28 protein-coding genes are annotated in these 20823 nt (G+C 64.1%); 16 read left to right on the top strand and 12 right to left on the bottom strand.

Annotated elements, in window-relative coordinates:
* Positions 1-37: 37 nt before the first annotated feature.
* Positions 38-424 carry a winged helix-turn-helix transcriptional regulator gene (locus CK489_RS34565; protein WP_198961100.1) on the bottom strand — a complete coding sequence of 129 codons (387 nt, stop codon included), beginning with the start codon at positions 422-424 and terminating at the stop codon, positions 38-40.
* Positions 425-527: 103 nt separating this feature from the next.
* On the opposite strand from CK489_RS34565, the gene CK489_RS34560 reads away from it, so the two are divergent.
* The 3 genes from CK489_RS34560 to CK489_RS34550 all read left to right on the top strand — a co-directional run bounded on the left by CK489_RS34560 (position 528) and on the right by CK489_RS34550 (position 2759).
* Positions 528-1139, top strand: a complete 612-nt coding sequence (locus CK489_RS34560) for an NAD(P)-dependent oxidoreductase (protein ID WP_095735424.1) — start codon at positions 528-530, stop codon at positions 1137-1139.
* 210 nt (positions 1140-1349) lie between these two features.
* Complete coding sequence (gene dksA / locus CK489_RS34555) at positions 1350-1715, top strand: RNA polymerase-binding protein DksA (protein ID WP_021077973.1); 366 nt, start codon at positions 1350-1352, stop codon at positions 1713-1715.
* A 237-nt stretch (positions 1716-1952) separates the two neighbouring features.
* A complete protein-coding gene (locus CK489_RS34550) occupies positions 1953-2759 on the top strand; it encodes a phytanoyl-CoA dioxygenase family protein (RefSeq protein ID WP_095735423.1) in 807 nt (268 codons plus the stop codon).
* A gap of 9 nt (positions 2760-2768) precedes the next feature.
* Here the strand turns inward: CK489_RS34550 and CK489_RS34545 are convergent, their stop codons facing one another.
* The gene (locus CK489_RS34545; protein WP_095735422.1) at positions 2769-3215 is read right to left on the bottom strand and encodes a winged helix-turn-helix transcriptional regulator; all 447 of its coding nucleotides are present in this window, start codon (positions 3213-3215) and stop codon (positions 2769-2771) included.
* Between the two features lie 95 nt (positions 3216-3310).
* Here CK489_RS34545 and CK489_RS34540 point away from each other — a divergent pair, with 95 nt between their 5' ends.
* On the top strand, positions 3311-4339 hold the full coding sequence (locus CK489_RS34540; protein WP_095735421.1) for an SDR family oxidoreductase: 1029 nt from the start codon (positions 3311-3313) through the stop codon (positions 4337-4339).
* An 87-nt stretch (positions 4340-4426) separates the two neighbouring features.
* Positions 4427-5212, top strand: coding sequence for a 2-keto-4-pentenoate hydratase (locus CK489_RS34535; protein WP_095735420.1), 786 nt, complete (start codon positions 4427-4429; stop codon positions 5210-5212).
* A 234-nt stretch (positions 5213-5446) separates the two neighbouring features.
* Here the strand turns inward: CK489_RS34535 and CK489_RS34530 are convergent, their stop codons facing one another.
* Positions 5447-5806 (bottom strand): ClpXP protease specificity-enhancing factor SspB, encoded by a 360-nt coding sequence (locus CK489_RS34530; RefSeq protein WP_050631055.1) that lies wholly within the window; start codon positions 5804-5806, stop codon positions 5447-5449.
* Positions 5807-5902: 96 nt separating this feature from the next.
* Entirely contained in the window at positions 5903-6655 is a 753-nt protein-coding gene (locus CK489_RS34525; RefSeq protein WP_095735419.1) for a carbonic anhydrase, read from the bottom strand.
* Between the two features lie 553 nt (positions 6656-7208).
* On the opposite strand from CK489_RS34525, the gene CK489_RS34520 reads away from it, so the two are divergent.
* From CK489_RS34520 to CK489_RS34490, 7 genes are all read left to right on the top strand, one after another.
* Positions 7209-7532, top strand: coding sequence for an ArsR/SmtB family transcription factor (locus tag CK489_RS34520; RefSeq protein WP_074129070.1), 324 nt, complete (start codon positions 7209-7211; stop codon positions 7530-7532).
* Positions 7529-7960, top strand: coding sequence for an SRPBCC family protein (locus CK489_RS34515; RefSeq protein ID WP_095735418.1), 432 nt, complete (start codon positions 7529-7531; stop codon positions 7958-7960). The genes CK489_RS34520 and CK489_RS34515 overlap by 4 nt, the downstream gene beginning before the upstream one ends.
* 120 nt (positions 7961-8080) lie before the next feature.
* On the top strand, positions 8081-8314 hold the full coding sequence (locus CK489_RS34510; RefSeq protein WP_050631051.1) for a hypothetical protein: 234 nt from the start codon (positions 8081-8083) through the stop codon (positions 8312-8314).
* A 34-nt stretch (positions 8315-8348) separates the two neighbouring features.
* Entirely contained in the window at positions 8349-8777 is a 429-nt protein-coding gene (locus CK489_RS34505) for a DUF1801 domain-containing protein (RefSeq protein ID WP_095735417.1), read from the top strand.
* Positions 8778-8817: 40 nt separating this feature from the next.
* Complete coding sequence (locus tag CK489_RS34500; protein ID WP_095735416.1) at positions 8818-9321, top strand: GNAT family N-acetyltransferase; 504 nt, start codon at positions 8818-8820, stop codon at positions 9319-9321.
* A 205-nt stretch (positions 9322-9526) separates the two neighbouring features.
* A complete protein-coding gene (locus CK489_RS34495) occupies positions 9527-10576 on the top strand; it encodes a phosphatase PAP2 family protein (protein WP_158226534.1) in 1050 nt (349 codons plus the stop codon).
* A gap of 100 nt (positions 10577-10676) precedes the next feature.
* The gene (locus CK489_RS34490) at positions 10677-10949 is read left to right on the top strand and encodes a hypothetical protein (RefSeq protein ID WP_095735414.1); all 273 of its coding nucleotides are present in this window, start codon (positions 10677-10679) and stop codon (positions 10947-10949) included.
* 36 nt (positions 10950-10985) lie between these two features.
* Here the strand turns inward: CK489_RS34490 and CK489_RS34485 are convergent, their stop codons facing one another.
* The 7 genes from CK489_RS34485 to flgF all read right to left on the bottom strand — a co-directional run bounded on the left by CK489_RS34485 (position 10986) and on the right by flgF (position 16026).
* Positions 10986-11324 carry a hypothetical protein gene (locus tag CK489_RS34485; RefSeq protein WP_050631046.1) on the bottom strand — a complete coding sequence of 113 codons (339 nt, stop codon included), beginning with the start codon at positions 11322-11324 and terminating at the stop codon, positions 10986-10988.
* A 155-nt stretch (positions 11325-11479) separates the two neighbouring features.
* Positions 11480-11773 carry an antibiotic biosynthesis monooxygenase gene (locus tag CK489_RS34480; RefSeq protein ID WP_095735734.1) on the bottom strand — a complete coding sequence of 98 codons (294 nt, stop codon included), beginning with the start codon at positions 11771-11773 and terminating at the stop codon, positions 11480-11482.
* Positions 11774-11872: 99 nt separating this feature from the next.
* Positions 11873-12316: a hypothetical protein gene (locus tag CK489_RS34475; protein ID WP_198961099.1), complete on the bottom strand. Its 444-nt coding sequence runs from the start codon at positions 12314-12316 to the stop codon at positions 11873-11875.
* Between the two features lie 324 nt (positions 12317-12640).
* A complete protein-coding gene (gene flgH / locus CK489_RS34470; RefSeq protein WP_050631044.1) occupies positions 12641-13393 on the bottom strand; it encodes a flagellar basal body L-ring protein FlgH in 753 nt (250 codons plus the stop codon).
* A 5-nt stretch (positions 13394-13398) separates the two neighbouring features.
* Complete coding sequence (gene flgA, locus CK489_RS34465; RefSeq protein ID WP_050631043.1) at positions 13399-14454, bottom strand: flagellar basal body P-ring formation chaperone FlgA; 1056 nt, start codon at positions 14452-14454, stop codon at positions 13399-13401.
* 2 nt (positions 14455-14456) lie between these two features.
* Positions 14457-15245, bottom strand: a complete 789-nt coding sequence (flgG, locus tag CK489_RS34460) for a flagellar basal-body rod protein FlgG (RefSeq protein WP_050631042.1) — start codon at positions 15243-15245, stop codon at positions 14457-14459.
* A 16-nt stretch (positions 15246-15261) separates the two neighbouring features.
* The gene (gene flgF / locus CK489_RS34455) at positions 15262-16026 is read right to left on the bottom strand and encodes a flagellar basal-body rod protein FlgF (RefSeq protein ID WP_050631041.1); all 765 of its coding nucleotides are present in this window, start codon (positions 16024-16026) and stop codon (positions 15262-15264) included.
* A 381-nt stretch (positions 16027-16407) separates the two neighbouring features.
* Here flgF and fliL point away from each other — a divergent pair, with 381 nt between their 5' ends.
* From fliL to CK489_RS34435, 4 genes are read left to right on the top strand one after another with little or no spacing between them, the layout of a single operon-like run.
* Positions 16408-16896, top strand: coding sequence for a flagellar basal body-associated protein FliL (gene fliL, locus CK489_RS34450; RefSeq protein WP_095735412.1), 489 nt, complete (start codon positions 16408-16410; stop codon positions 16894-16896).
* Between the two features lie 18 nt (positions 16897-16914).
* On the top strand, positions 16915-18117 hold the full coding sequence (fliM, locus tag CK489_RS34445; protein ID WP_050631039.1) for a flagellar motor switch protein FliM: 1203 nt from the start codon (positions 16915-16917) through the stop codon (positions 18115-18117).
* Positions 18114-18587 (top strand): DUF6468 domain-containing protein, encoded by a 474-nt coding sequence (locus CK489_RS34440; protein WP_095735411.1) that lies wholly within the window; start codon positions 18114-18116, stop codon positions 18585-18587. Before fliM ends, CK489_RS34440 begins: the two co-directional genes overlap by 4 nt.
* Positions 18584-19399: a MotE family protein gene (locus tag CK489_RS34435; RefSeq protein ID WP_095735410.1), complete on the top strand. Its 816-nt coding sequence runs from the start codon at positions 18584-18586 to the stop codon at positions 19397-19399. Before CK489_RS34440 ends, CK489_RS34435 begins: the two co-directional genes overlap by 4 nt.
* 45 nt (positions 19400-19444) lie before the next feature.
* Here CK489_RS34435 and CK489_RS34430 read toward each other — a convergent pair whose 3' ends face one another.
* A complete protein-coding gene (locus CK489_RS34430) occupies positions 19445-20674 on the bottom strand; it encodes a glycosyltransferase family 87 protein (RefSeq protein WP_245350620.1) in 1230 nt (409 codons plus the stop codon).
* Between the last annotated feature and the right edge of the window lie 149 nt (positions 20675-20823).

The raw sequence follows: 20823 nt of genomic DNA, 5'->3' as shown, positions 1-20823 counted from the left end.
CTCTTGACCGCCTGACCTGTTTCACGCCGCCATCGCCTCAGGCCGCCAGCGCCTTGCGCAGCTGATCGTAGCGGCGTTGCGCAGCCAGCACCTCCTTCAGATTCTGCTCGGCCCAGTCACGCAGCGGATCGACCGCCTCGGCGAGTGTCGATCCGAGCGGCGTGATCGAATACTCGACGGTGACGGGAACGGTTGCGATCGCGCGGCGGCGCAGCAGCCCGTCACGCTCCAGGCTCTTCAGCACCTGCGACAGCATCTTCTGCGAAATGCCCTCAATGGCGCGGCGAAGCTGGTTGAAGCGCATCGGCTCGCTGCGCAGCAGCAGCAGGATCAGCACCGCCCATTTGTCGCCGACCCGGTCGAGGATCTGCCGCGTCGGGCAATTGGCGGCATAGGCGTCCGGCTTCAGGCTCGAGGCTTTCATCGGGTTACTCCGGCGTAATCAGGTGAGACAAGAGTGCCTTCTTCACACCTACATCCATTTCGCTATCTAGTCACCATCGGAAACTACCAATCGGAGACTTGAGATGAAGATCGCCATCGCCGGCGCATCCGGCCAGGCCGGCTCGCGCATCACGGCGGAACTGGCCCGCCGCGGCCATGCCGTCACCGCCATCGCCCGCAATCCGGAGAAGATCGCGACCCTGCCGGGCGTGACCGCCAGGAAGGGGGACGTGAACGACCAGGCGGGCCTCGCAGCGCTGTGGGCCGGGCACGATGCCGCGATCAGTTCCGTCCATTTCTCGGTCAGCGACCCCCTCACGCTGATCGGGGCAGCCAAGGCCTCCGGGGTCGGCCGCTATCTCGTGGTCGGCGGCGCCGGCAGCCTCGAAGTGGCCCCCGGCGTCCGCCTGGTGACCACCCCGAACTTCCCGCCCCAGTACAAGGCCGAAGCCTCGAAGGGGGCCGAATTCCTTGACCTGCTGCGCCGCGAAAGCGACCTGAACTGGACCTTTTTGTCTCCCTCGGCGCTGTTCGTGGCGGGTGAGCGGACCGGCAAGTTCCGGCTCGGGACCGACCAGCTTCTGACCGCCGCCGACGGCAAAAGCTCGATCTCGTTCGAGGATTTCGCAGTTGCACTCGCCGACGAAATCGGGCGTCCGGCCCATCTGCGGCAGCGTTTCACGGTCGGCTATTGAGGGGGCGGGGCGGCCCCCAGGCAGGGCGGATAAGTTTGCCTGTGCAAGGCCTTGGGGGCGGCCCTCCTTTCGCGGTGGCAGATATTGTCTGTCACATGACGTGGCTATATAAGGCGCCGCGCGGAGGGGTCCTGTTCCCTCCGCCTCACAGGGACATGGCTGCCTTTGGAAAAGCTGAAGAACTACCGGCCGACTGAAAAAGAGCCTTTCATGAATGAGCGGCAGCGCGACTATTTCCGCGCCAAGCTGCTGGCCTGGAAGGATGAGATCCTCCGCGAATCGAAGGTCACGCTGCAGACGTTGCAAGAAGAGAACGTCAATCACCCCGATCTCGCGGACCGAGCTTCCTCGGAAACCGACCGCGCGATCGAACTCCGTGCCCGCGACCGTCAGCGCAAGCTGATCTCGAAGATCGACGCGGCGCTCCAGCGCATCGAAGACAACACCTACGGCTATTGCGAGGAGACCGGTGATCCGATCTCGCTGAAGCGGCTCGAAGCCCGCCCGATCGCAACGCTGTCGGTGGAGGCGCAGGAACGCCACGAGAAGCGCGAGAAGGTCTATCGCGACGAATAGTGGCGGCTGGCCACTCCTGATTGATTCCGGCGCGCACCGGTCGTAGGTTCGCGCCGCCATGATGACACGTACTCTCAACATCGCATCGGTCTTCTTCCTGGACTGATCCCGTTTCCGACAGGAAACGCTGATCGTTCCCGCGAGCATGGGCTCGTGGGATTCCAGTGATCCGAATGGGCCGGCCAGGTTCCGCGCAGCGCGGACCATCGATGGCTGGCGACAGTTTGAGAGACAATCATGATTCACCCCGACGACGCGCGTGCGCTGAGCGACGCGCAAATCGCGCAATTCATCGAACAGGGCTTTGTCAGGATCGACAACGCCTTCCCCCGCGAACTCGCCGATGCTGGCCGCGCCATCATGTGGCGGGATCTTCCGTGCAGCGAGCACGATCCATCGACATGGACGCGCCCGGTGGTGCGGCTGCCCGGCTACGGCGAGGAACCGTTCCGGCAGGCGATCAACACGCCGGTGCTGCATCGCGCATTCGACCAGATCGCCGGTTCCGGCCGTTGGTCTCCGCGCCACAACATCGGGACCTTTCCGGTGCGCTTCCCGCATCCGGATGATCCCGGCGACGCCGGCTGGCATGTCGATGTCAGCTTTCCCGGCGAGGACTGCGATCCGGACGAGCGGAGCGACTTCTCCACCTGGCGGGTCAACGTCAACTCGCGCGGCCGCGCGCTGTTGATGCTGTTCCTGTTCTCCGATGTCGGCGAGGACGATGCGCCGACCCGGATCAGGGTCGGCTCGCATCTGCCGATGGCGCGCTACCTCGCGCCGGCCGGAGAGGCCGGACGTGCGCGGATGAACCTCGAGCACATGGGCGCCGACTGCGAGCTTGCGCTGGCGACCGGCGAGGCGGGCACGGTCTATCTGTGCCATCCGTTCCTGGTGCATGCCGCGCAGAAGCACCGGGGCAAGCGGCCGCGCTTCATGGCTCAGCCGGCGCTCGGTTCCGGCGAGCCTTACCGGCTCGCGCGTCAGGACGGTGCGTACTCTCCAGTCGAGATCGCGATCCGGCAGGCGCTTGGTATGCGGTGACCCGTCGATCTAAAGGCGAGGCGACATTCGGGCCAGTCCGGCTCCGGGTGCCGCCTCGCTTGCCTCCACGTGACGGCGCGGGCCATAGGTCTTCGACCACGCCAGCAATTCGCGGAAGGCCGGCGTCAGCCCCCAGGCCGAATCCGTCAGCTCGTATTCGACCTGCAGCGGCTTCTCGGCCAGCACCTTGCGCGCCACCAGCCCGTCGCGCTCGAGCTCGCGCAGTTGCGCAGTAAGCATATGCTGGGTGATCGGCACCAGCGCGCGACGCAGCGCGCCGAACCGCACGCCGCCATGCATCAGCGTGAACAGGATCTCGAGCTTCCATTTGCCGCTGAGCGCGTGGATCGCCTGCTTGGAGTCGATCAGCAAAGTCGGGTCGGTGGGGCAGCGGTCGCAGTCACCGCCGTCACACACATCACTGGTATTGTTTTCCATACCCGTCTCGATTTTCATTCTACTTGCTCGAGCAGAGATAGTGACCAGATGCGGCCTGTGCAGGGTGGGCATTGCGATGTCCTACCCCGACGAACCATCGAAAGGGCGAGGACATGAGCACGGTGTTGGTCACGGGCGGAACGGGTTTCATCGGCGTGCATGCCATTCTGCAACTGCTGGCCGATGGGCATGCGGTGCGCACCACGGTGCGCAATCCGGACCGCAGCAAGGACGTGATCGCGATGCTGCGCGAGGGCGGCGCTGATACCGCCGACCAGGTCGGCTTCGTGACCGCCGACCTGACGCGCGATGATGGCTGGCGCGAGGCGGCAAGCGGATGCGACTACGTGCTGCACGTAGCATCGCCGCTCGGCTCCCATGTGCCGGACGACGAGAACGAGCTGATCGTTCCGGCGCGGGAAGGCACGCTGCGGGTGTTGCGCGCGGCGCGCGAGGCCGGCGTCAAACGCGTCGTCGTGACGTCGTCGTTTGCGGCGATCGGCTATGGCCATCCGCCGCAAGCCAAGCCGTTCGACGAAACCGTCTGGACCAATCTCAAGGGCCCCGACGTGCAGGCCTATCCGAAGTCCAAGACACTGGCCGAGCGCGCCGCCTGGGATTTCGTCGCGCGCGAGGGCAATGGCCTCGAGCTTGCCGTGGTCAATCCGACCGCCGTGTTCGGCCCGGCGCTCGGTCCCGATTTCTCCGAGTCGATCGGCATCATCAAGTCGCTGCTCGACGGCGCGATGCCGGCGGTGCCGCGGATCCATTTCGGTCTCGTCGACGTCCGCGATGTTGCCGACCTGCACCTGCGCGCCATGACTTCGCCGAGGGCCAAGGGGGAGCGGTTCCTCGCGGTCGCCGGCGAGACCATGTCGGTGCTGCAGGTGGCCCGCCTGCTGCGCAGGAAGCTCGGCGGCAAGGCGCGGCGCGTGCCCCGGTTCCAGGCGCCGGACTGGATGATGCGGCTCGCCGCACGGCGCAATCCGCTGGCGCGCGCCGCCCTGCCGCTGCTCGGCAAGGTGCGCCGCTCGACCAGCTCCAAGGCGCAGAACCTGCTCGGCTGGAAGCCGCGCGGCAATGAGGAGATGATCCTCGCGACCGCCGAAAGCCTGATCAGGCTCGGCCTGGTCAAAACCTGACGGCCCCTTCCGTCCGGCACGCTTGCCAGACACGTCGGCGAGTGCTGAATTGCCGTGAGCAGACACAGCATCAGGGAGGCTGCGCAGATGGATCGGGTCCTCGCGGCCGCAAAGGCGATTGCCAGCGCGCGTCGCAGCCGCGCGCCGCTCAAGGCGCTTCCGAAAGACGTCGTGCCGCTCGACGAGGCCGAAGGCTACCAGGTGCAGTACGCGCTGCATGATCTGCTGCAGCCGCAGGTCGGCAGCCTCGTCGGCTACAAGATCGGCTGCACCAGCGCGGTGATGCAGGAGTACATCAACATCCCGCACCCCTGCGGCGGTGGCGTGTTCGAGAAGCTCGTGCATGACAGTGGCGTGCGGCTGCCAGCGGCCGACTTCGTCCATGTCGGCGTCGAATGCGAGATCGCGGTGAAGCTGGCGCGTAATCTGGCTGCGAGCGAAGCGCCATTCACCGCCGAATGGGTCGCGGAGGCGATCGAGGCCTACTATCCCGCGATCGAGATCGTCGACGACCGTTATGTCAAATGGGAGACGCTCGGCGCGCCGACATTGATCGCCGACGATTTCTTCGCCGCCGGCTGTGTGCTCGGCGAGGCCGTGCCGCGCATCACTGCGCCCGATCTGCGCGACGTCGTGGGACGCGCGATGGTCAATGGCAAGGAGGAGGGACGCGGCACCGGCGCCGACGTGCTCGGCCATCCGCACAACGCGCTCGCCTGGCTTGCCAATCATCTCGCCGCCGAGGGCCGTGGCCTGCATGCCGGCCAGATCGTCATGACCGGCAGCCTGGTCAAGACGATATGGCTGAAGCCGGGCGACGTGGTCGTGATGGAGCTCGACGGGCTCGGCAAGGTGGAAGCGACGTTCACCTGAGGTGAAGTTGGGTTGACAGACTCGTCTCCAAATAAAGATGGCGTCGCTGCCTAGTGCGCAATTGCGCACGGGAGCATGGAGCCATACGCCGCGGCCGTTGTCGTGAACGGGGCTCGTCGTTCCGGCGATGCGCAACAATCAGCATTCGTGGTTATGGGTCCCTGCTTTCGCAGGGACGATGTTGAGTGCGCGGAGCGATCTTGCATGCCTTCCGCGTCGGGGTGCCACTGTTTCCTACATTTGATCGTTCGTGCACATCAGGACCTTGCCGTCCCACAGGCTCCTGACGGCGTCGAACGGCACGGCCAGCCTGGCATATTTCCGATTGAACCAGACGCCGACCTCGAAGCCGTCATCGCTCACCACGAGGCGATCGAATTCGTGTTGCAGGATGATCGTGATCTCCTCCGGATATTTCTCGACCACGGCGGCGGGCAGCCTTACGCCGTCGGCCCGGGTTGCGAAGGTGATGTTGACCGGCCGGTCCTCCGCGGCGCGGCGGAGCAACGCGGTCATTTCGATCCGCTTCTGCGTGGTATTGCAGGGCTCGACGGCGGCGCGCGCCGGCAACGAAGCAACCAGCAGGAGCAGCACTCCAGCTATCCATTCGCTCCCGCGCCACATCCGCCTTCTCCATGTCGCTCGCGCGACGTCGTTCTTGGCTTCTGTGGTCGCAGGCCGCGCCGAGGTTCAAGTCGCCGGCCGCTTGCCGTCCGCGACCAGCTCGACCTTGCCGTCGGTCAGCCGGTAGACCGCGCCGACGATCCTGAGCTTGCCCTGATCGACCGCGGCGTTGAGGATCGGCGTCGCCGTCTTGAGCTTGGCGACATTGTCGATGACGTTCTGCCTGATGGCGTTGGCGAGGTGGTCGCCCGGCTTGCCCTCGGTTGCCTTCACCGCCGGCGCGATCGCAGTGACCAGCGAGGGCAGGTGGCCGGGCAGGGTGGTGTTGTCCTTCAGCGACTTGATCGCGGCGTCGACTGCCCCGCAGCTGTCATGGCCGAGTACCATGAACAGCGGTACGCCGAGCACCGACGACGCATATTCGAGGCTCGCGACCATCTCGTCGCTGGCGAAATTGCCGGCGACACGGCAGACGAACAGATCGCCGCGGCCGGTGTCGAAGGCGTACTCCGGCGCGATGCGGGAATCCGCGCAACTCAGGATGCCGGCGAACGGATTTTGTCCGCCGGCCAGCGCCTCGCGCTCGTGCTTGAAATCATGCCGCCGCGAAATGCCTTCGACATAGCGGAGATTGCCCTTCACCAGCCGGTCGAGCGCGGCGTCCGGCGGCAGCACGTTCTGCGGCTTCGGCGGCGGTTTTGTCTCCTTGGCGACGACAGGGGCAGCGAATGCGAGACTGGCGGCGGTGCACGCCGCGGCAGCGAGGAAGGATCGTCGGGAGGTCTGGCCGGAAGGTGTGACGTCGCAGAGCTCGCACATCAAGGTTCTCCGTGAACAGGGACCGCATCCGCGCGATATTTGTAGGGTAAGCGCAACCTCTTCGCAACGACGTGCATGCGCAGGCTTGCGGCCGCCACCGCCACAACTGTCGTCCCTGCCTGGTGCGCAATTGCGCACGGAAGCAGGGACCGATAGCCACCGCAGTTGCTGATGAGCGGGAATGGGGCCGCAGCGTCGCCCAACAATGATCGCTCGGGATAATGGGTCCTGGCTTTCGCCTGGACGACGATGTGGATCGTTCAACAACCGGTGTCGTCACCCGCACATGCGCATGCAGGTGATCCGGTATTCCGGAGGCCGAAGTGCTTTCGCCCTCCGCTAACGGAGTCCCCATCGTTCGCGCCGTGAGCCAGCGGACAAATCGGCTTCAGTAAATAACTCATAGGTTATGAAAAAGCGGGCGTTTGGGATCAGGACTGAGCCGTTCAACACCGGGCGATCCATCACAATTTGGCTGCCCGAATTCCCGCTTGACTAATTCATAGCTGGCTAGCTATATGTAAATCCATAACCAATGGGTTATTGATCTCAAATGCCAGACGCTCACGACGTGCTGTTTCGAACCCTCGCAGACCCGACCCGGCGGGCAATCTTTGAGCGCCTGTGCCGCGAGGGCGAGCAGACCGTCAGCGCGCTGACGGCGCGGGCGCGGATTTCCCAGCCGGCGGTGTCGAAGCATCTCGGCGTGCTGAAGCAGGCCGGCCTGGTGCGCGATCGCCATGAAGGCAGGCAGACGCATTACAGCGCGCAGCTCGGTGCGCTGGCGCCGCTGATCGACTGGACCAGCCAGATGGCCGGCTTCTGGCAGAACCGGTTCGACCACCTCGAAGATCTCCTCAAAAGGATGGACCAATGAACAACACCACCCGTGAGACGCGCTCGGCGATCGTCGAGCGCGAATTTTCTCATCCGCCGGAAAAGCTCTGGCGCGCGCTGACCCAACCGCATTTGATGGAGGAGTGGCTGATGAAGAACGACTTCAAGCCCGAGGTCGGGCACAGCTTCAATCTGCGCGGCGAGTGGGGCGGCGTGCTGGACTGCAAGGTGCTCGCCATCGAGCCGCACAAGACGCTGTCCTACACCTGGAATTTCGCGCATGAGGATGCCGCCTACAATCTCGAGAGCGTGGTGGTGTTCACGCTGACGCCGACGGCACGCGGCACCCATCTGCGCGTCGAGCAGTCCGGCTTCCAGCCGCATCAGAAGCAGGCCTATGGCGGCGCCCATGCCGGGTGGAAGCAGTTTTTGGAGAAGCTCGATCAGCTGCTGGTACGCGAAGGCTGATCGTTTCTCGCGTCATTGCAAGCGAAGCAATCCATCTCTGTACCGCACGACGGATTGCTTCGTCGCTATCGCTCCTCGCAATGACGACCGCACACGGACACACACACAACAGGAGATCACATGAACTGGAACAACTGGATCAGGCAATCGCACCGCTGGCTCTCGATCGTCTTCACGGTCGCCGTCATCGTCAACATCGTCGCGATGGTCGCGGAGCAGCAGGCGACCTGGATCGGCCTGCTGGCGCTGTTCCCGCTGATCCTCATGCTGCTCAGCGGCCTGTACCTGTTCGCGTTGCCCTATCTGGCGCCACGACGCCGGTTCGGGGGATCGACCCCGGCATCGCAAGTATGATTGATTGGGGCAGGCGAGGAGGCGTGAGGCAACGATGATGGCATCGGAACGGATCGACCAGATGATCGAGGATCTCACCGACTGGCGCGGCAAGACCCTTGCCAGCCTGCGCAAGAGCATCCTCGCCGCCGACCCCGGCATCATCGAGGAATGGAAGTGGATGGGCAGCCCGGTGTGGTCGCGCGACGGCATCATCGCGGTCGGTAACGCGCACAAGGGCAAGGTGAAGCTGACCTTCATGTATGGCGCGCAGCTTCCGGATCCCGACAAGCTGTTCAACACCGGCTTCGAGGGCAATGTGCGGCGCGCGATCGACCTGTTCGAGGGCGACAAGATCAACGCCGCTGCATTGAAGGCCCTGATCCGTGCTGCGATCGAGCTCAACCAGGCCAAGTCGAAGAAGCCAGCGAAGAAGTCGGCGAAGAAAGCCGTGCGCACTCGCGCAGCCGCGAAGAAGGCATGAACTGCGCCTGCATGCGGCCGGTTGATCCGGTCTGTCCAAAATGATCAGAACCCAGCTCGCCATACCGTCGGACGCCGACGCGATCTCGGCGCTGCTGATGGCCAATTCCGGCGATCGCGGCGGGATGCTGCTCGGGCAATGGCCGCGCGAGGCGATCGCCGCGCGCATGGCACGCGGGCAATCGATCGTGGTCGCGACCGGCGAGGCCGGCCGGCTGCTCGGCGCGCTGCTGACCTCGGAGAAGGGATTTGACGACGCGCCGCCGGTGCAGGCCATGCTGAAGGCCTGGCCGGGGAGTCCCGATGCGTATGTGTACGGCCCGGTGTGCGTCTCCCAGGACGCGCGTGGTCTGGGTGTCCTCGACGCGCTGTACGCGATGCTTCAGACGCTATTTCCCGGCCGCGAAGCAATCCTCTTCATCAGGGAAGACAATCCGCGCTCGCTGAAAGCCCATCTGCGGCTCGGCATGCGCGAGGTCGCGCGATACGATTTCGGCGGCACGGTTTTCATTGTCCTGAGCGACGGGCCCGAGCTCGGGCGATAATCGGATGATTGCCAGAGACCTTGGTTCCGCGCGCGGGAACCCGAGCCCCAAGATCGGCAACAATCAGAAACAAAGTCTTCACCATCGGATACGAATGCCGGGCGACCTGCCACAGGTTGTACTTGCTTACCGACACAATTGAAGGGACGGCTGCTAAACCTGTGGCTGTGGAATGAGCGGGTCTCGTGTCGAGGCGCCCGCTGGAATGGCAGTCGCAATGTTCAGTCAGTTGGTCGGCCCGTCACGGATCGCTTCGTCGGCGGACACCGAAGTCGCACCGCAGGCCTCCCCGAGAACAGCAGCTAGCGCACCTCGAACACCGCAACCTCATCAGCGGGTCGAGCGCGGTTCATGGCTGATCGGCATCGCGGCGAGCGGTTTCGCCGGCTTCCTGCTCTGGAAATTCCAGATCGACGTCGAGCCGGAAAGCCTGGCGCTGTTTTCGGGCCTGATGGGCTTTCTGCTTGCCGTCGATATCGTCTATGGCAGATGGCGGTCCGCACCGGTTCTGTCCAACCTGGCCGCAGCCGTTGCCGTGTTCTTCTGGTCGGCTGCGGCGGCCGCAACGATCAGCCTCGTCGGCCTCAGATACAAATTTCCCCTGATCGACGACAGTCTCGCCGAGGCCGATCGTCTCATCGGAATCGATTTGCCGTCGATCATCCCATGGTTTGCGAACCATCCATGGCTGACTGAATTGCTCGCTGCGGCATATTGCAGTTCCTTCGTGCAGATTACCGCGCTGTTCGTCCTCCTGGCGGCGACAAGGCGCTTCGACAAGCTCTGGCAACTGGTGTTCGTATTCGCCCTGACGATCGTTGCGTCGACGATGTTCTCGGTGTTCTGGCCCGCCAAGGGCGCCTTTGTCTATTTCGACCATCCTCTGGCGATCCTCAAGGCGCTGCCTGAGCATGCCGGGAATTATCATCTCGCCAAGTTCGAATACTTCCGTAACGCCGCCGCTCCGGAGCTGTCGTTGAGCAATCTGCAGGGCGTGGTGACGCTTCCGTCGTTCCATACCTGCCTCGCTTTGATGACGTTTTTCGCGACGATCGGCACACGATGGCTGTTCGGCATCACCCTGATCTGGAATCTCCTCGTCCTGGTCTCGACGATCCCGATCGGCGGCCATTACGTCATCGACCTCACTTGCGGCGCGCTACTGTGGCTGGCGGCGATGAAGGTCGAGGCGATGCTCGGCAGATCATCGATGGCGATGCGTGCAATGCCGATGCCCGCAGCCGTGTCCGCCTAGCGGTGCAACGACGCGCGGCGCCGTTCGAGGCCGGCGACAACGCTCGGGTTGAACCCGCCGATCGCCGGTCCGACAAATCTGAAAGGTGGAGCTGTTGGCAATGGACTGGGAAGCGCTTTGGGAGGCCCTGCTGGGCTCGCTTCTCCCGACGCAGTCTGGCTCCAGATTGTTTGACGCCGCTCCAACCGGAATCTTCCGCTCGCCGCTGTTCTGGACGTGGACAGCGCTGCTCGCCGGTCTGATCGGGCTTGCGTACTGCATCATTCACATCGGCTTCTGGTCAGCGCCGGCGTTGCTTTGGCTCGCTCTCCTCGCGGATGCCGTGGCTCTGGTGTTCGTGCGGCGCGCGCTCAAATGGCGCTATCCGATCTAGCGATTTCGGTCGTGCGTCGGGTTGCACGCGGCCAACCTAGGCCGAAATGTCGACCGCTTGGCCGGCCTTGCCGGCATTCTTCTGGAACGATTGCTCGATCAGCTCTTTGATCTTCTGCTCGACCGCGGCGCGCTGATCCGGCGTCATGTTCTTCAGGTCTTCCTCCGACAGTCCCATGCTCTTGAGGATGTTGGCGCGCATGCGGTCCATCGGGCTCATCTGCGCGTATTTGAGAAACTTCTGCTCGACGCTGTCGTCGGAAGCGCTGCCGCCGGTGGCTTGCGCGGACCCGGAGGCATCGGCAGTCAACGGCTTCTTCAATGTGCCAGTCGTCATGCTGGCTGCGACCGATCCAAAGGCCGAGATGGACGTCATCTGCGCGCGCTGTCCCCGTTGCAATGCTGCAGTCGCGGAGCAAACGGCGTGCCATACGCCACCTCAGCGTTTTCAAGCAGATCGCGACGATGCTGCGAGCGTCAATCGTGCCGCAGGAAAGTTCTGCCGGGTGAAGCTTGCCGGGGAAGCGGCCGTCACGCCTTCGTATGCACGATCACCGGACCCGCTACAGCAGTTGCCTGCCCGACCAGCAAGGGACCGAGATTGTCGTCGATCCAGACCAGTGCGCGGCGATTGGCTTCCTCGGCGCCGGCATGATTGTTGAAAATGCTGATCGCGGTGACGGTGTCGTCGCCGGCATAGACCACGTAGTAGGCCATGAAGCCTTCGACATCGCTGATGATCGGGATTGCGCCTTCCTTGATCCGGCGCGCGAGTTCTTCGGCGGTGCCGGTCTTTGCCTTGGCCTGACGGATGGCGGCATACATGGTTTGCTCCTTCCGGCTGGGATCGATCGGGCTGCGCTTTGATGCGCGGGCATGATCGTACGCCGGCTCGGGCGTGGACGCCATCGGGAAGGGGGCGGGTCAGACGATGCGCTTCCCCGCAAACGGGTTCGGTGAGCGGCGGCTGACCGCGGGCCTTGGCAGCCTCGCGAGGCCGGCAGACGCCGGCGCGGATTTTGGCGGTGGGGTGGGCGCAGTTTCCGGTTGCTGCAAGAACAGCGTGGCCTCGAACACCACGCCGGGGGCCTGCTTGGCCGTTCCCATGCACACCGCGCGATTGCCGCTGAACGAGCCGGTCAGCTCCGCCTCGACCTCGTCGCAGCCGAACACGGTGGTGAACGGGCCGTCGACATAGCGGCGCGTCGTCAGCACGGCGGTGAAGCGGTCATTGTTGAGCTGATAGGAGCCGCCATAGGTGAACATGGCGTCCCCGCCGCTGATCCTGCCATTTGCCAGCTGGACTATTCCGGTGCCTTCGCCGCGCGGCGTCCGGAACCACGCCGCATATTGTCCGTCTCTTTGCATGACCGTCATACAAACAGAAACCCTGCGTTGTTCTCTTGCTACGTTGCAAGCGTCGGGACTGCCACTGCGCGCTGCTGCGACGGTTAACGAACCGAGAAGGCGATCGCGCGACTTGCACGCAGAGGTATCGGACTGGTGCGCGACGACAGCGCGAGTGCATGCGACCGGTCACAAGAGCCGCGCTGCAAATGCCACGGCCCCCGCCAGGGGAGCTGGCGAGGGCCGTGTTGGTACACCGCGTCGCGCCTAGGTTCGCGACGAGATGTGGGAGCTCGTGAAACTCTTACTCAGGCATGATCCTCTTCCCTTTGCGGGATCATGCGGCTAGAAGGGCAAGAGCACGTCGAGAACCTGCTGGCCGTAGCGCGGCTGCTGTACGTCGGTGATCTGGCCGCGGCCGCCATAGGCGATGCGGGCCTGGGCGATCTTCGAGGAGTCGATGGTGTTGTCGCTCTGGATGTCCTCCGGGCGCACGATGCCGGCCACGATCAGCTCGCGGATTTCGAAGTTGACGCGGATTTCCTGCTTGCCCTCGACCACCAGATTGCCGTTCGGCAACACCTGGGTGACGACGGCGGCGACGCTGGTCTGCAACGCTTCCTGGCGGTTCACCGAGCCCTTGCCGTCGCTGGACGCCGTGGAGTCGGCGGTCAGGATCTTTCCGGGCAGGATCTTGTTGGCCTGCGTGATGGTCTGCGAGCCTAGGAAATTGGTGACCCCGGAGTCTTCCGAGTTGGTTCTGCTGCGCTGGGTCTCGTTGGCGATCGCGGCCTTGTCGGTGAAATTCACCGTGATGGTCAGGAGGTCGCCGACGCGCGCGGCGCGCTGGTCCTTGAAGAAGGCGCGGGAGCCGCTGCGCCACAGCGAGTTGGGGCTATAGGAGGCGACCTCGGGCTTCGGCATCGGCATCTGCACCGGCTTGTAGCCGGGCTGCGTCGTCGGATTGTCGATCGACGTCAGCTTCGGCTGTTCGCCGATCTGGGAGAGACGGTCGATCGACGAGCAACCGCTGGCGATCGTTCCGAGTGCGAACAGCGCACCGGTCAGGATGAGGCGGTTGATACGATACTGGGACATGAACTTTACTCGGCGTTTGGTGCGACTGAACTCAGCTTGACGGGAGCGGAATCGGAAGAGGTGGCATCGGCGCCAGGTGCCGCACGCGGGGTCGCGACCGAGATCGAGACCTCGCCGCGGCCGGTGACGACGCCGGAGACGGCGCGCTTGGACTGCAGGTTCATCACGCTGACGACGTCGCCCTCGGCGCCGCCGTCCATCGCCTTGCCGCGGATGGTGAGATAGATGCCGGCGGTGCGGTAGATCAGCACGACGTTCTGGTCGCGGGTGACGAGATCGGGTTTCGCCATGTCGGCGACGCGCAGCGCCTGGCCGGCGCGGAGCTGGCGGCGCACCTGCATGCCGATCGAGCTGTCGCGCATCGCCGCGTCGTTGCCGATTTCGGCCTTCGGACGGCGCTCGATCATCACGTCGGAGGCCTTCAGCACGTCGCCGCGTTCGACATTGCGGGTCAGCACGGCGGCCTCGATGGTTTCGATCGCGGTGCCGGTGAGGCGCAGCTTGTACGGCGCCGTGCCGGCGTCGTTGCTGATCTCGAAGGTGACGTCGAAACGCGTCGAGCGCGGGTCGTAGCGCACCGCGATCGGCTGCATCGCGCCGGTGTTGGTCGCCTCCAGTCTGATATCGCCGGGATCGCGGTCGAAGGTCAGCGCGATGTTGCCGGCCCGGCCGAGGCCGTGGCGGCCCTCGAGCGCGCGCGACAGCTGCTGCTCGATCTCCTTGCTGTCGATGGTGCGCGCGAGCCGCGTGACGGTGATCTCCTTCAGCTCGCGGGTATCGACGCCGATCACCTGATGCGAGCGCAGCACGTTGATCACCTGCGCGACCGGCAGCGTGCCTGTCGTGCCGAGGTCGGGCGCGCGGTAGATCGCGATGGTGCCGGCGCTGCCGGCGTTGTCGATCAGGTCGCCGACCCGCACGATGTCGTCCGCGACCGTGGTGCTGGCGCGCAGCGTCGGCACCGCGATGGTCTCGCTGCGGCTCTGCGCGGCGGCCGGTACCGCCGTCACCGCGAGGAGCGCGGCTGCAATCAGGAGCGAGCGGGCGATCATCGACATCATCCTCAGCGGAACAGGTTGGAGGTCGACTGCATCATCTGGTCGGCGGCGGAGACCACCTTCGAGTTCATCTCGTAGGCGCGCTGCGCTGCGATCAGGTCGGAGATTTCCGAGACCACCTCGACGTTGGCCTGTTCGAGGTTGCTCTGCTGCATGTCGCCATAGCCGTCGGTGTTGGCGGTGCCGTCCTGCGGCTGGCCGGAGGCCGGCGTTTCTTGGAACAAGTTGTCGCCGATCGGCATCAGCCCGGCCTTGTTGATGAAGCGGGTCAGGCCGATCGTGCCGATGTTGGTCGATGCGGTCTGGCCCGGAAGCGTCACCGAGACCTGGCCTTGCGCATTGATGGTGAGGCCGGAGGCGTTCTGCGGGATCGTGATCGTCGGCTGCACCAGATTGCCCTGCGCGTTGACGATCCGGCCCTGGTTGTCCATCTGGAACGAGCCGTCGCGGGTGTAGGTGAAGGTGCCGTCCGGCATCAGGATCTTGAAGAAGCCTTCGCCGCGGATCGCGATGTCGAGATCGTTGCCGGTCGGCGACAGCGTGCCCTGGGTCATCATCCGCGGCGTGCCGACGGTCTTGACGCCGCCGCCGAGGTCGATGCCCATCGGCATGATGGTGTTCTGGTCGGAGGCCTGCGCACCGACCCGGCGCACATGGTCGTAGATCAGGTCCTGGAACGCGGCGCGCTGCTTCTTGTAGCCGGTGGTGCGCAGGTTCGCGATGTTGTTGGAAATCACCTGAACAGAGAGTTCCTGTGCCGCCATTCCGGTCGCTGCAGTATAAAGAGCGCGCATCGGTCAATCCCCCGGATCAGTTCGGCACGTCGGCGAGCTTCTCGATCGCCGATTTGTGCAGGTCGCTCTGCTGCTGCAGCAGCGAGGCGATTTGGGTGTAGGTCCGCGTGATCTCGATCATGCGGCTCATCTCGACGACGGAATTGACGTTCGACTTCTCGATGAAGCCCTGGCGGATCTGGGACTTGGTGTCCGGCAGCGGCTGCGCGCCTTCGCCGGGCGCGTAGAGGTTGGAGCCTTCCTTGAGCAGGCGCTGGGCCTGCGCGAACGAGACGAGGCGCAGCTTGCCGCGGATCGAGTCGAGGCGGGACGTGCCCTCGAGCACGGAGATGTTGCCGTCGGGGGCGATGTTGACGTCGTGATCGGTCTGCTGGAACGTGATCGGGCCGGAGGTGCCGAGCACCTGGTAGCCCGAGGCGGTGACCAGCTGGCCGCGGTTGTTGATCTGAAGATTGCCTTCGCGGGTGTAGCGCTCGCCGGCCGGCGTCTGCACCACCAGGAAGGCGCTGCCGTCGATCGCGACGTCGAGCGGGTTCTTGGTCTCTTCGGTCGGACCCTGCGAGAAGTCGTGGAAGGTCGCGCGGTCCTGCACAAAGGAGACGCGGCGGTCGGCGCCGGCGAAATTGTCCTCATGCGCGTTCGAGGAGAGATACTCCTGGAACAGCGAGCGGTCGGCCTTGTAGCCGTTGGTGGTCATGTTCGCGATGTTGTTGGAAACGACATCCATCTGCCGTTCCAGCACCATCTGCTTCGATAGGCCGACCAGAAGCGTATTCTGCATCGGTGGTTCTCCCCTGTGAGGCGATCCGAATGCAGGTTCTCCCAAACCTTCACGCCGGACCCGTCAGTAACCATTGGGTTCTCCCAAACCCGCTGGTCACGCCGTCCTCTCAGCGAAAGCCGTGCCAACTTGAAATAGATAGATATTTGAATGGCTTAGGTGCCTGGGCGGGTACCGTAGGGGGCGGCAGAAAGGTCTTGTTGACCATGTTTGCCCGGCAGTTTTTTCCTAGTGGATGGTAAATCCTAAGCTTCCGTTAACCATTATGACCCCAGTGTTGCCGGCATTGGGGCGCGTGTGCGCCGGCGGCATTTGTATCGCGTCTTCAGGCCAAAGCTGGGGCAAATCGCGTTCGCATCCTTCTGTTGAAGCGGGCGGACGATGGCGGACGAGGAAAAGACGGATAGCGGCGAAGGCGCGGCCGCACCGAAGCAAGGCAAGCTCAAGCTGATCATTGCCGTCGTCGGCTTCCTCGTCGTGCTCGGCGCGGGCGCGGGCGGATGGTTCTTCTTCATGCGCGGCCACGGCGAGGAGCAGCACGCCGAAGCGCCGCCGCCGAAGCCGCCGAGCTTCGTCGACGTGCCGGACATGCTTGTCAACCTGGTCGGCGCGCCCGGCGAGCGCGTACAATATCTCAAGCTGAAGCTCGTGCTCGAGGTCAAGGAAGAGAAGCAGGCCGAGGCGATCAAGCCGGCGCTGCCGCGCGTCACCGACCTGTTCCAGACCTATATGCGCGAGCTGCGCCCGAGCGACCTCAACGGTTCTGCCGGCCTGTTCCGTCTCAAGGAAGAGCTGACCAAGCGCGTCAACCTCGCGCTGGCGCCCAATTCAGTGAACGCGGTGCTGTTCAAGGAAGTCGTGATCCAGTGACGGGGTGGATGTAAGGCCATGGCCGGCAACGACCAGATGGACCAGGACGCCATTGCGGCCCAATGGGAAGCCTCGCTCGATTCCGAGGATCCCGCGGCGGCCGCGGCGGAAGCTGCCAAGAACGAACTCACCGAGAACATGGCGCTGCAATGGGCCGCCATGGTCGAGGACGGCAGCCGCGACTTCGGCAGTAAGAACACCAATGGCGAGCGCGTGCTGTCGCAGGAGGAGATCGACAATCTCCTCGGCTTCACCGTCGGCGACGTCAGCCTCGACGACCATTCCGGCATCCGCGCCATCATCGATTCCGCGATGGTGTCCTACGAGCGTCTGCCGATGCTCGAAATCGTGTTCGACCGCCTGGTGCGGTTGATGACGACGAGCTTGCGCAATTTCACCTCCGACAACGTCGAGGTCTCGCTCGACCGCATCACCTCGGTGCGGTTCGGCGACTACATGAACTCGATCCCGCTGCCGGCGGTGCTCTCGGTGTTCAAGGCGGAGGAGTGGGAGAATTTCGGCCTAGCCATGGTCGATTCCAACCTGATCTATTCGATGATCGACGTGCTGCTCGGCGGCCGCCGCGGCCAGACCCAGCTCAAGATCGAAGGGCGGCCCTACACCACGATCGAGACCAATCTGGTGAAGCGGCTGGTCGAGGTGGTGCTGTCGGATGCCGAGCAGGCGTTCCGGCCGCTGTCGCCGGTGACCTTCACGATCGACCGGCTCGAGACCAATCCGCGCTTTGCCGCGATCAGCCGCCCGGCCAACGCCGCGATTCTGGTCCGCCTGCGCATCGACATGGAAGACCGCGGCGGCAACGTCGAATTGCTGCTGCCCTATGCCACCATCGAACCGATCCGCAACGTGCTGTTGCAGATGTTCATGGGCGAAAAATTCGGCCGCGACCCGATCTGGGAAGGTCATTTCGCGACCGAGGTGGCGCAGGCCGAGATTTCGGTCGATGCGGTGCTGTACGAGGCCGAGATCCCGCTGAAGGAGCTGATGAAGCTCAAGGTCGGCGACACGCTGCCGCTGGACATCCGCTCCGACGCGCTGGTCTCGGTGCGTTGCGGCAACGTCACCCTGACGGAAGGCCGCATGGGCCGCGTCGGCGACCGTGTCGCGATCCGCGTCACCAAGAATTTGCGTAAACCCCAAACCACCTTCGCGATGTTCGAGAAGGCGGACGAGCGGACCAAGATGATGGAGGCACCATGAGTCATGTGCTTGGACTAGCGATCGAGAGTCTGGTGGCCGTGCTGCTGATGCTGACGATCGGCTATTGCTGGCTGCTCAACAAGCGCCTGCAGCGGCTGAAGGCGGACGAGCACTCGCTGAAGGCGACGATCGCCGAACTGATCACCGCAACCGAGATCGCCGAGCGGGCGATCGGCGGGCTGAAGCACGCGGTGCGCGACGTCAATGAGAATCTGGGCAACCAGCTCGACGCGGCGACGCAGATGTCGGCGCTGCTGAAGACCCAGCTCGCCGAAGGTGACGGGGTGGTCCGCCGCCTGTCCAAGATCGCGGCGGCCGCGCGGCCGGCGGAGCCGGCGCGGGCACCTTCACAGGCAGCTGCGCCCGCCGCGCCAGTGGCGCCGGCACCGAGGGTTTCCGCCGCGCGCGCGGTTGCCGCGGCGGCTGAAGCCTTCACCGAGCGCAGGAGGGCCGGCGGCCTCGCTGCATGAAGTTGCTTCGTGACATCAGAGTGATGCCTGTGGTGCTGGTCGCGATCTTCGGCCTGATGGTGCTGAAGGTCGCCGGCCTCGTGCTCGATGGCGGTTATGTGTTTGCCGAGGACGCGCCGCCTGCCGGCCCCTCTTGGGCGCAGCAGAATTTCAACTTCCCCGGCGCCAGCAAGGCGGTCGTCGACAGCAAGAGCAAGGCCGATCCCGGCGACATCACGGGGTCGGTCGAGAACAAGGACGCCAAGAAGGACGACAAGAAGGAAGAAGCACCGAAGCCGGCAGCACCGGCCGCGGAACTGTCGAAGCCCGACGGCGTGGTGGTTAACCTGGATGCGCCGGCGCCGGTGTCGGCATCCGAGCGAGCGATCCTGGAACGGTTGCAATCGCGCCGCCAGGAGCTCGAGACGCGCGCACGCGAGGTCGAGATCCGCGAGAGCCTGTTGAAGGCGGCCGAGAAGCGCATCGAGGCCAAGGTCGAGGAGGCCAAGGCCAACGATGCCAAGGCGAACGCCGACGCCGCCGCCAAGGCGGAAGCCGAGGCTGCGCGCTTCAAGGGCATCGTCACCATGTACGAGAACATGAAGCCGAAGGATGCCGCCAAGGTTTTCGATCGCCTGGAAATGAACGTGCTCTACCAGATCGCCTCGCAGATCCAGCCGCGCAAGATGTCCGACATTCTCGGTCTCATGCAGCCCGAAGCTGCCGAGCGGCTCACCGTCGAACTCGCCCGCCGCGCCGGCGGCGACAAGTCGGCATCGACGGACGATCTCCCCAAGATCGAAGGCAAGATGCTTGCGCCGAAGACCAATTGACGGGCGCTGACCGCGCCGCCCGTCGATTGCCAGGTGTCGGCAGGTTCAGCCGTAAGCCGGATCCGGCCTGAGATCAGGTTGCCTGCATTTCACCCAGATGATCGCGATCACCGTTGCGCACATGAACGGACCAACCGGCACGAGCACGAACGGGAAAGCGTATCCCAGGACGACGATGACGCCGAGACCGATACGGATGGCTCGCCGGTTGCCGACCAGCGAGCCTTGATCGAGGTCAGCCTTCATCAGGAAGACCAGCGCCATCGCCAGCATTGGAAGATCGTAGATGAGGAAATAGGGAGACATGAGCGGCGTAGCCGCAAGCAGGCTGGCTGCCTGCAGGGCGAAGCTGACGTTGCGACGCCATATCAGGACTACCCAAACCAGCACGGCTGACGCGATGGCCATATGGAGCGACCAAGCCAGTCCGTAACCAAGGCCGGCAACTCGCAGCAGTCCATAAACACTCGACAGGTTAAACCAGGCGACCCCTCCACCAGCCTGAAGCCGCGCCGACACAGTCGTTGCCCCTTCACCGAAGGCCTTGAACGTATCCCAGCCGAAGCTCACTCCTGTGAGCAGTACGAGAGCCAGTATTGTCAAGGCTGCGGTGATGATGACGTTCCAACGCCCCGTCGCGATCAGCACGAAGGGAATGAGCACGCCGAATTGAGGTTTGAAGATGAGCAGCGCGATCAGGATGCCGCTAAGGAACGGGCGCTTGTCCAGCGTCAGCAGGATGGCGCCGAGCAGCGCTGAGGCAAGCAACGCGGATTGGCCGTGGAACATATCGTAGAAGACCGGCGGGGTCGCGAGTGCCAGCAGCAGGGCGCTAGGGCGTGGCCGGATCGCATAGATGACGAGAAGCCAGCAAGACAGCTTTGCTCCACTCCAAGCCAAGAACGCGATCGGAAACGGCAGCAGGGCAAAGGGCGCCAGGACGAGGAAAAACACTGGCGGATAGAAGAACGGAAGTGGAAACTGATCGTAGGGATATCGGAGTTGATTGATCGCCGGCATCCGAAGGACAAGTTGCTTATGCAGTTGATCCCAATCGTAGGCGGCGGCCGCGTGGCCATCGACCGCCATCGTGCCCGCGCCCCAAAAACATGAGAAATCGTTGCCGGCACCTTCGACGTTGCCACTGAACAGCAATACCGCGATAGCGATCAGGAGAACGCAGGCAATGGCCAGCGCCGGGTCATCTTCCGCAAAAGCATTATGGCGTGCGACTTCGTTCATAATTTTGGTTTGAAAAGAGATTAAATCAATCAATGGTCGAATCTATCATTGCGTTTCCGGGCCAGGCAAGGCCGGGCATTCCCGGGCTCGTTCGGAGAGTTAACTCTGCTCTGGGATCAGCGCGATCGGCCGCTCGGCAACAGGGCGAGCGCTCGCCGTCCGCGGCGCTGGCGAGGCACGAG

Source organism: Bradyrhizobium sp. UFLA03-84 (assembly GCF_002289535.1).
GTDB classification, from domain to species: domain Bacteria; phylum Pseudomonadota; class Alphaproteobacteria; order Rhizobiales; family Xanthobacteraceae; genus Bradyrhizobium; species Bradyrhizobium viridifuturi.
Note: the sequence above shows the minus strand (reverse complement) of the source record. Positions and strands in the feature narration are given on the sequence as shown.

Excerpts from the sequence above, each read along its gene's own strand:
- dksA (WP_021077973.1), top strand. The coding sequence starts at position 1,350 with ATGAATGAGCGGCAGCGCGACTATTTCCGCGCCAAGCTGCTGGCCTGG.
- flgF (WP_050631041.1), bottom strand. The coding sequence starts at position 16,026 with ATGCAGAATACGCTTCTGGTCGGCCTATCGAAGCAGATGGTGCTGGAA.
- flgA (WP_050631043.1), bottom strand. The coding sequence starts at position 14,454 with ATGATGTCGATGATCGCCCGCTCGCTCCTGATTGCAGCCGCGCTCCTC.
- CK489_RS34500 (WP_095735416.1), top strand. The coding sequence starts at position 8,818 with ATGATCAGAACCCAGCTCGCCATACCGTCGGACGCCGACGCGATCTCG.
- CK489_RS34510 (WP_050631051.1), top strand. The coding sequence starts at position 8,081 with ATGAACTGGAACAACTGGATCAGGCAATCGCACCGCTGGCTCTCGATC.
- CK489_RS34520 (WP_074129070.1), top strand. The coding sequence starts at position 7,209 with ATGCCAGACGCTCACGACGTGCTGTTTCGAACCCTCGCAGACCCGACC.
- CK489_RS34495 (WP_158226534.1), top strand. The coding sequence starts at position 9,527 with ATGGCAGTCGCAATGTTCAGTCAGTTGGTCGGCCCGTCACGGATCGCT.
- CK489_RS34515 (WP_095735418.1), top strand. The coding sequence starts at position 7,529 with ATGAACAACACCACCCGTGAGACGCGCTCGGCGATCGTCGAGCGCGAA.
- CK489_RS34440 (WP_095735411.1), top strand. The coding sequence starts at position 18,114 with ATGAGTCATGTGCTTGGACTAGCGATCGAGAGTCTGGTGGCCGTGCTG.
- CK489_RS34535 (WP_095735420.1), top strand. The coding sequence starts at position 4,427 with ATGGATCGGGTCCTCGCGGCCGCAAAGGCGATTGCCAGCGCGCGTCGC.
- CK489_RS34505 (WP_095735417.1), top strand. The coding sequence starts at position 8,349 with ATGATGGCATCGGAACGGATCGACCAGATGATCGAGGATCTCACCGAC.
- CK489_RS34525 (WP_095735419.1), bottom strand. The coding sequence starts at position 6,655 with ATGTGCGAGCTCTGCGACGTCACACCTTCCGGCCAGACCTCCCGACGA.
- CK489_RS34435 (WP_095735410.1), top strand. The coding sequence starts at position 18,584 with ATGAAGTTGCTTCGTGACATCAGAGTGATGCCTGTGGTGCTGGTCGCG.
- CK489_RS34545 (WP_095735422.1), bottom strand. The coding sequence starts at position 3,215 with ATGAAAATCGAGACGGGTATGGAAAACAATACCAGTGATGTGTGTGAC.
- flgH (WP_050631044.1), bottom strand. The coding sequence starts at position 13,393 with ATGTCCCAGTATCGTATCAACCGCCTCATCCTGACCGGTGCGCTGTTC.
- fliM (WP_050631039.1), top strand. The coding sequence starts at position 16,915 with ATGGCCGGCAACGACCAGATGGACCAGGACGCCATTGCGGCCCAATGG.
- CK489_RS34475 (WP_198961099.1), bottom strand. The coding sequence starts at position 12,316 with ATGCAAAGAGACGGACAATATGCGGCGTGGTTCCGGACGCCGCGCGGC.
- CK489_RS34550 (WP_095735423.1), top strand. The coding sequence starts at position 1,953 with ATGATTCACCCCGACGACGCGCGTGCGCTGAGCGACGCGCAAATCGCG.
- CK489_RS34480 (WP_095735734.1), bottom strand. The coding sequence starts at position 11,773 with ATGTATGCCGCCATCCGTCAGGCCAAGGCAAAGACCGGCACCGCCGAA.
- CK489_RS34490 (WP_095735414.1), top strand. The coding sequence starts at position 10,677 with ATGGACTGGGAAGCGCTTTGGGAGGCCCTGCTGGGCTCGCTTCTCCCG.
- fliL (WP_095735412.1), top strand. The coding sequence starts at position 16,408 with ATGGCGGACGAGGAAAAGACGGATAGCGGCGAAGGCGCGGCCGCACCG.
- flgG (WP_050631042.1), bottom strand. The coding sequence starts at position 15,245 with ATGCGCGCTCTTTATACTGCAGCGACCGGAATGGCGGCACAGGAACTC.
- CK489_RS34565 (WP_198961100.1), bottom strand. The coding sequence starts at position 424 with ATGAAAGCCTCGAGCCTGAAGCCGGACGCCTATGCCGCCAATTGCCCG.
- CK489_RS34560 (WP_095735424.1), top strand. The coding sequence starts at position 528 with ATGAAGATCGCCATCGCCGGCGCATCCGGCCAGGCCGGCTCGCGCATC.
- CK489_RS34540 (WP_095735421.1), top strand. The coding sequence starts at position 3,311 with ATGAGCACGGTGTTGGTCACGGGCGGAACGGGTTTCATCGGCGTGCAT.
- CK489_RS34485 (WP_050631046.1), bottom strand. The coding sequence starts at position 11,324 with ATGACGTCCATCTCGGCCTTTGGATCGGTCGCAGCCAGCATGACGACT.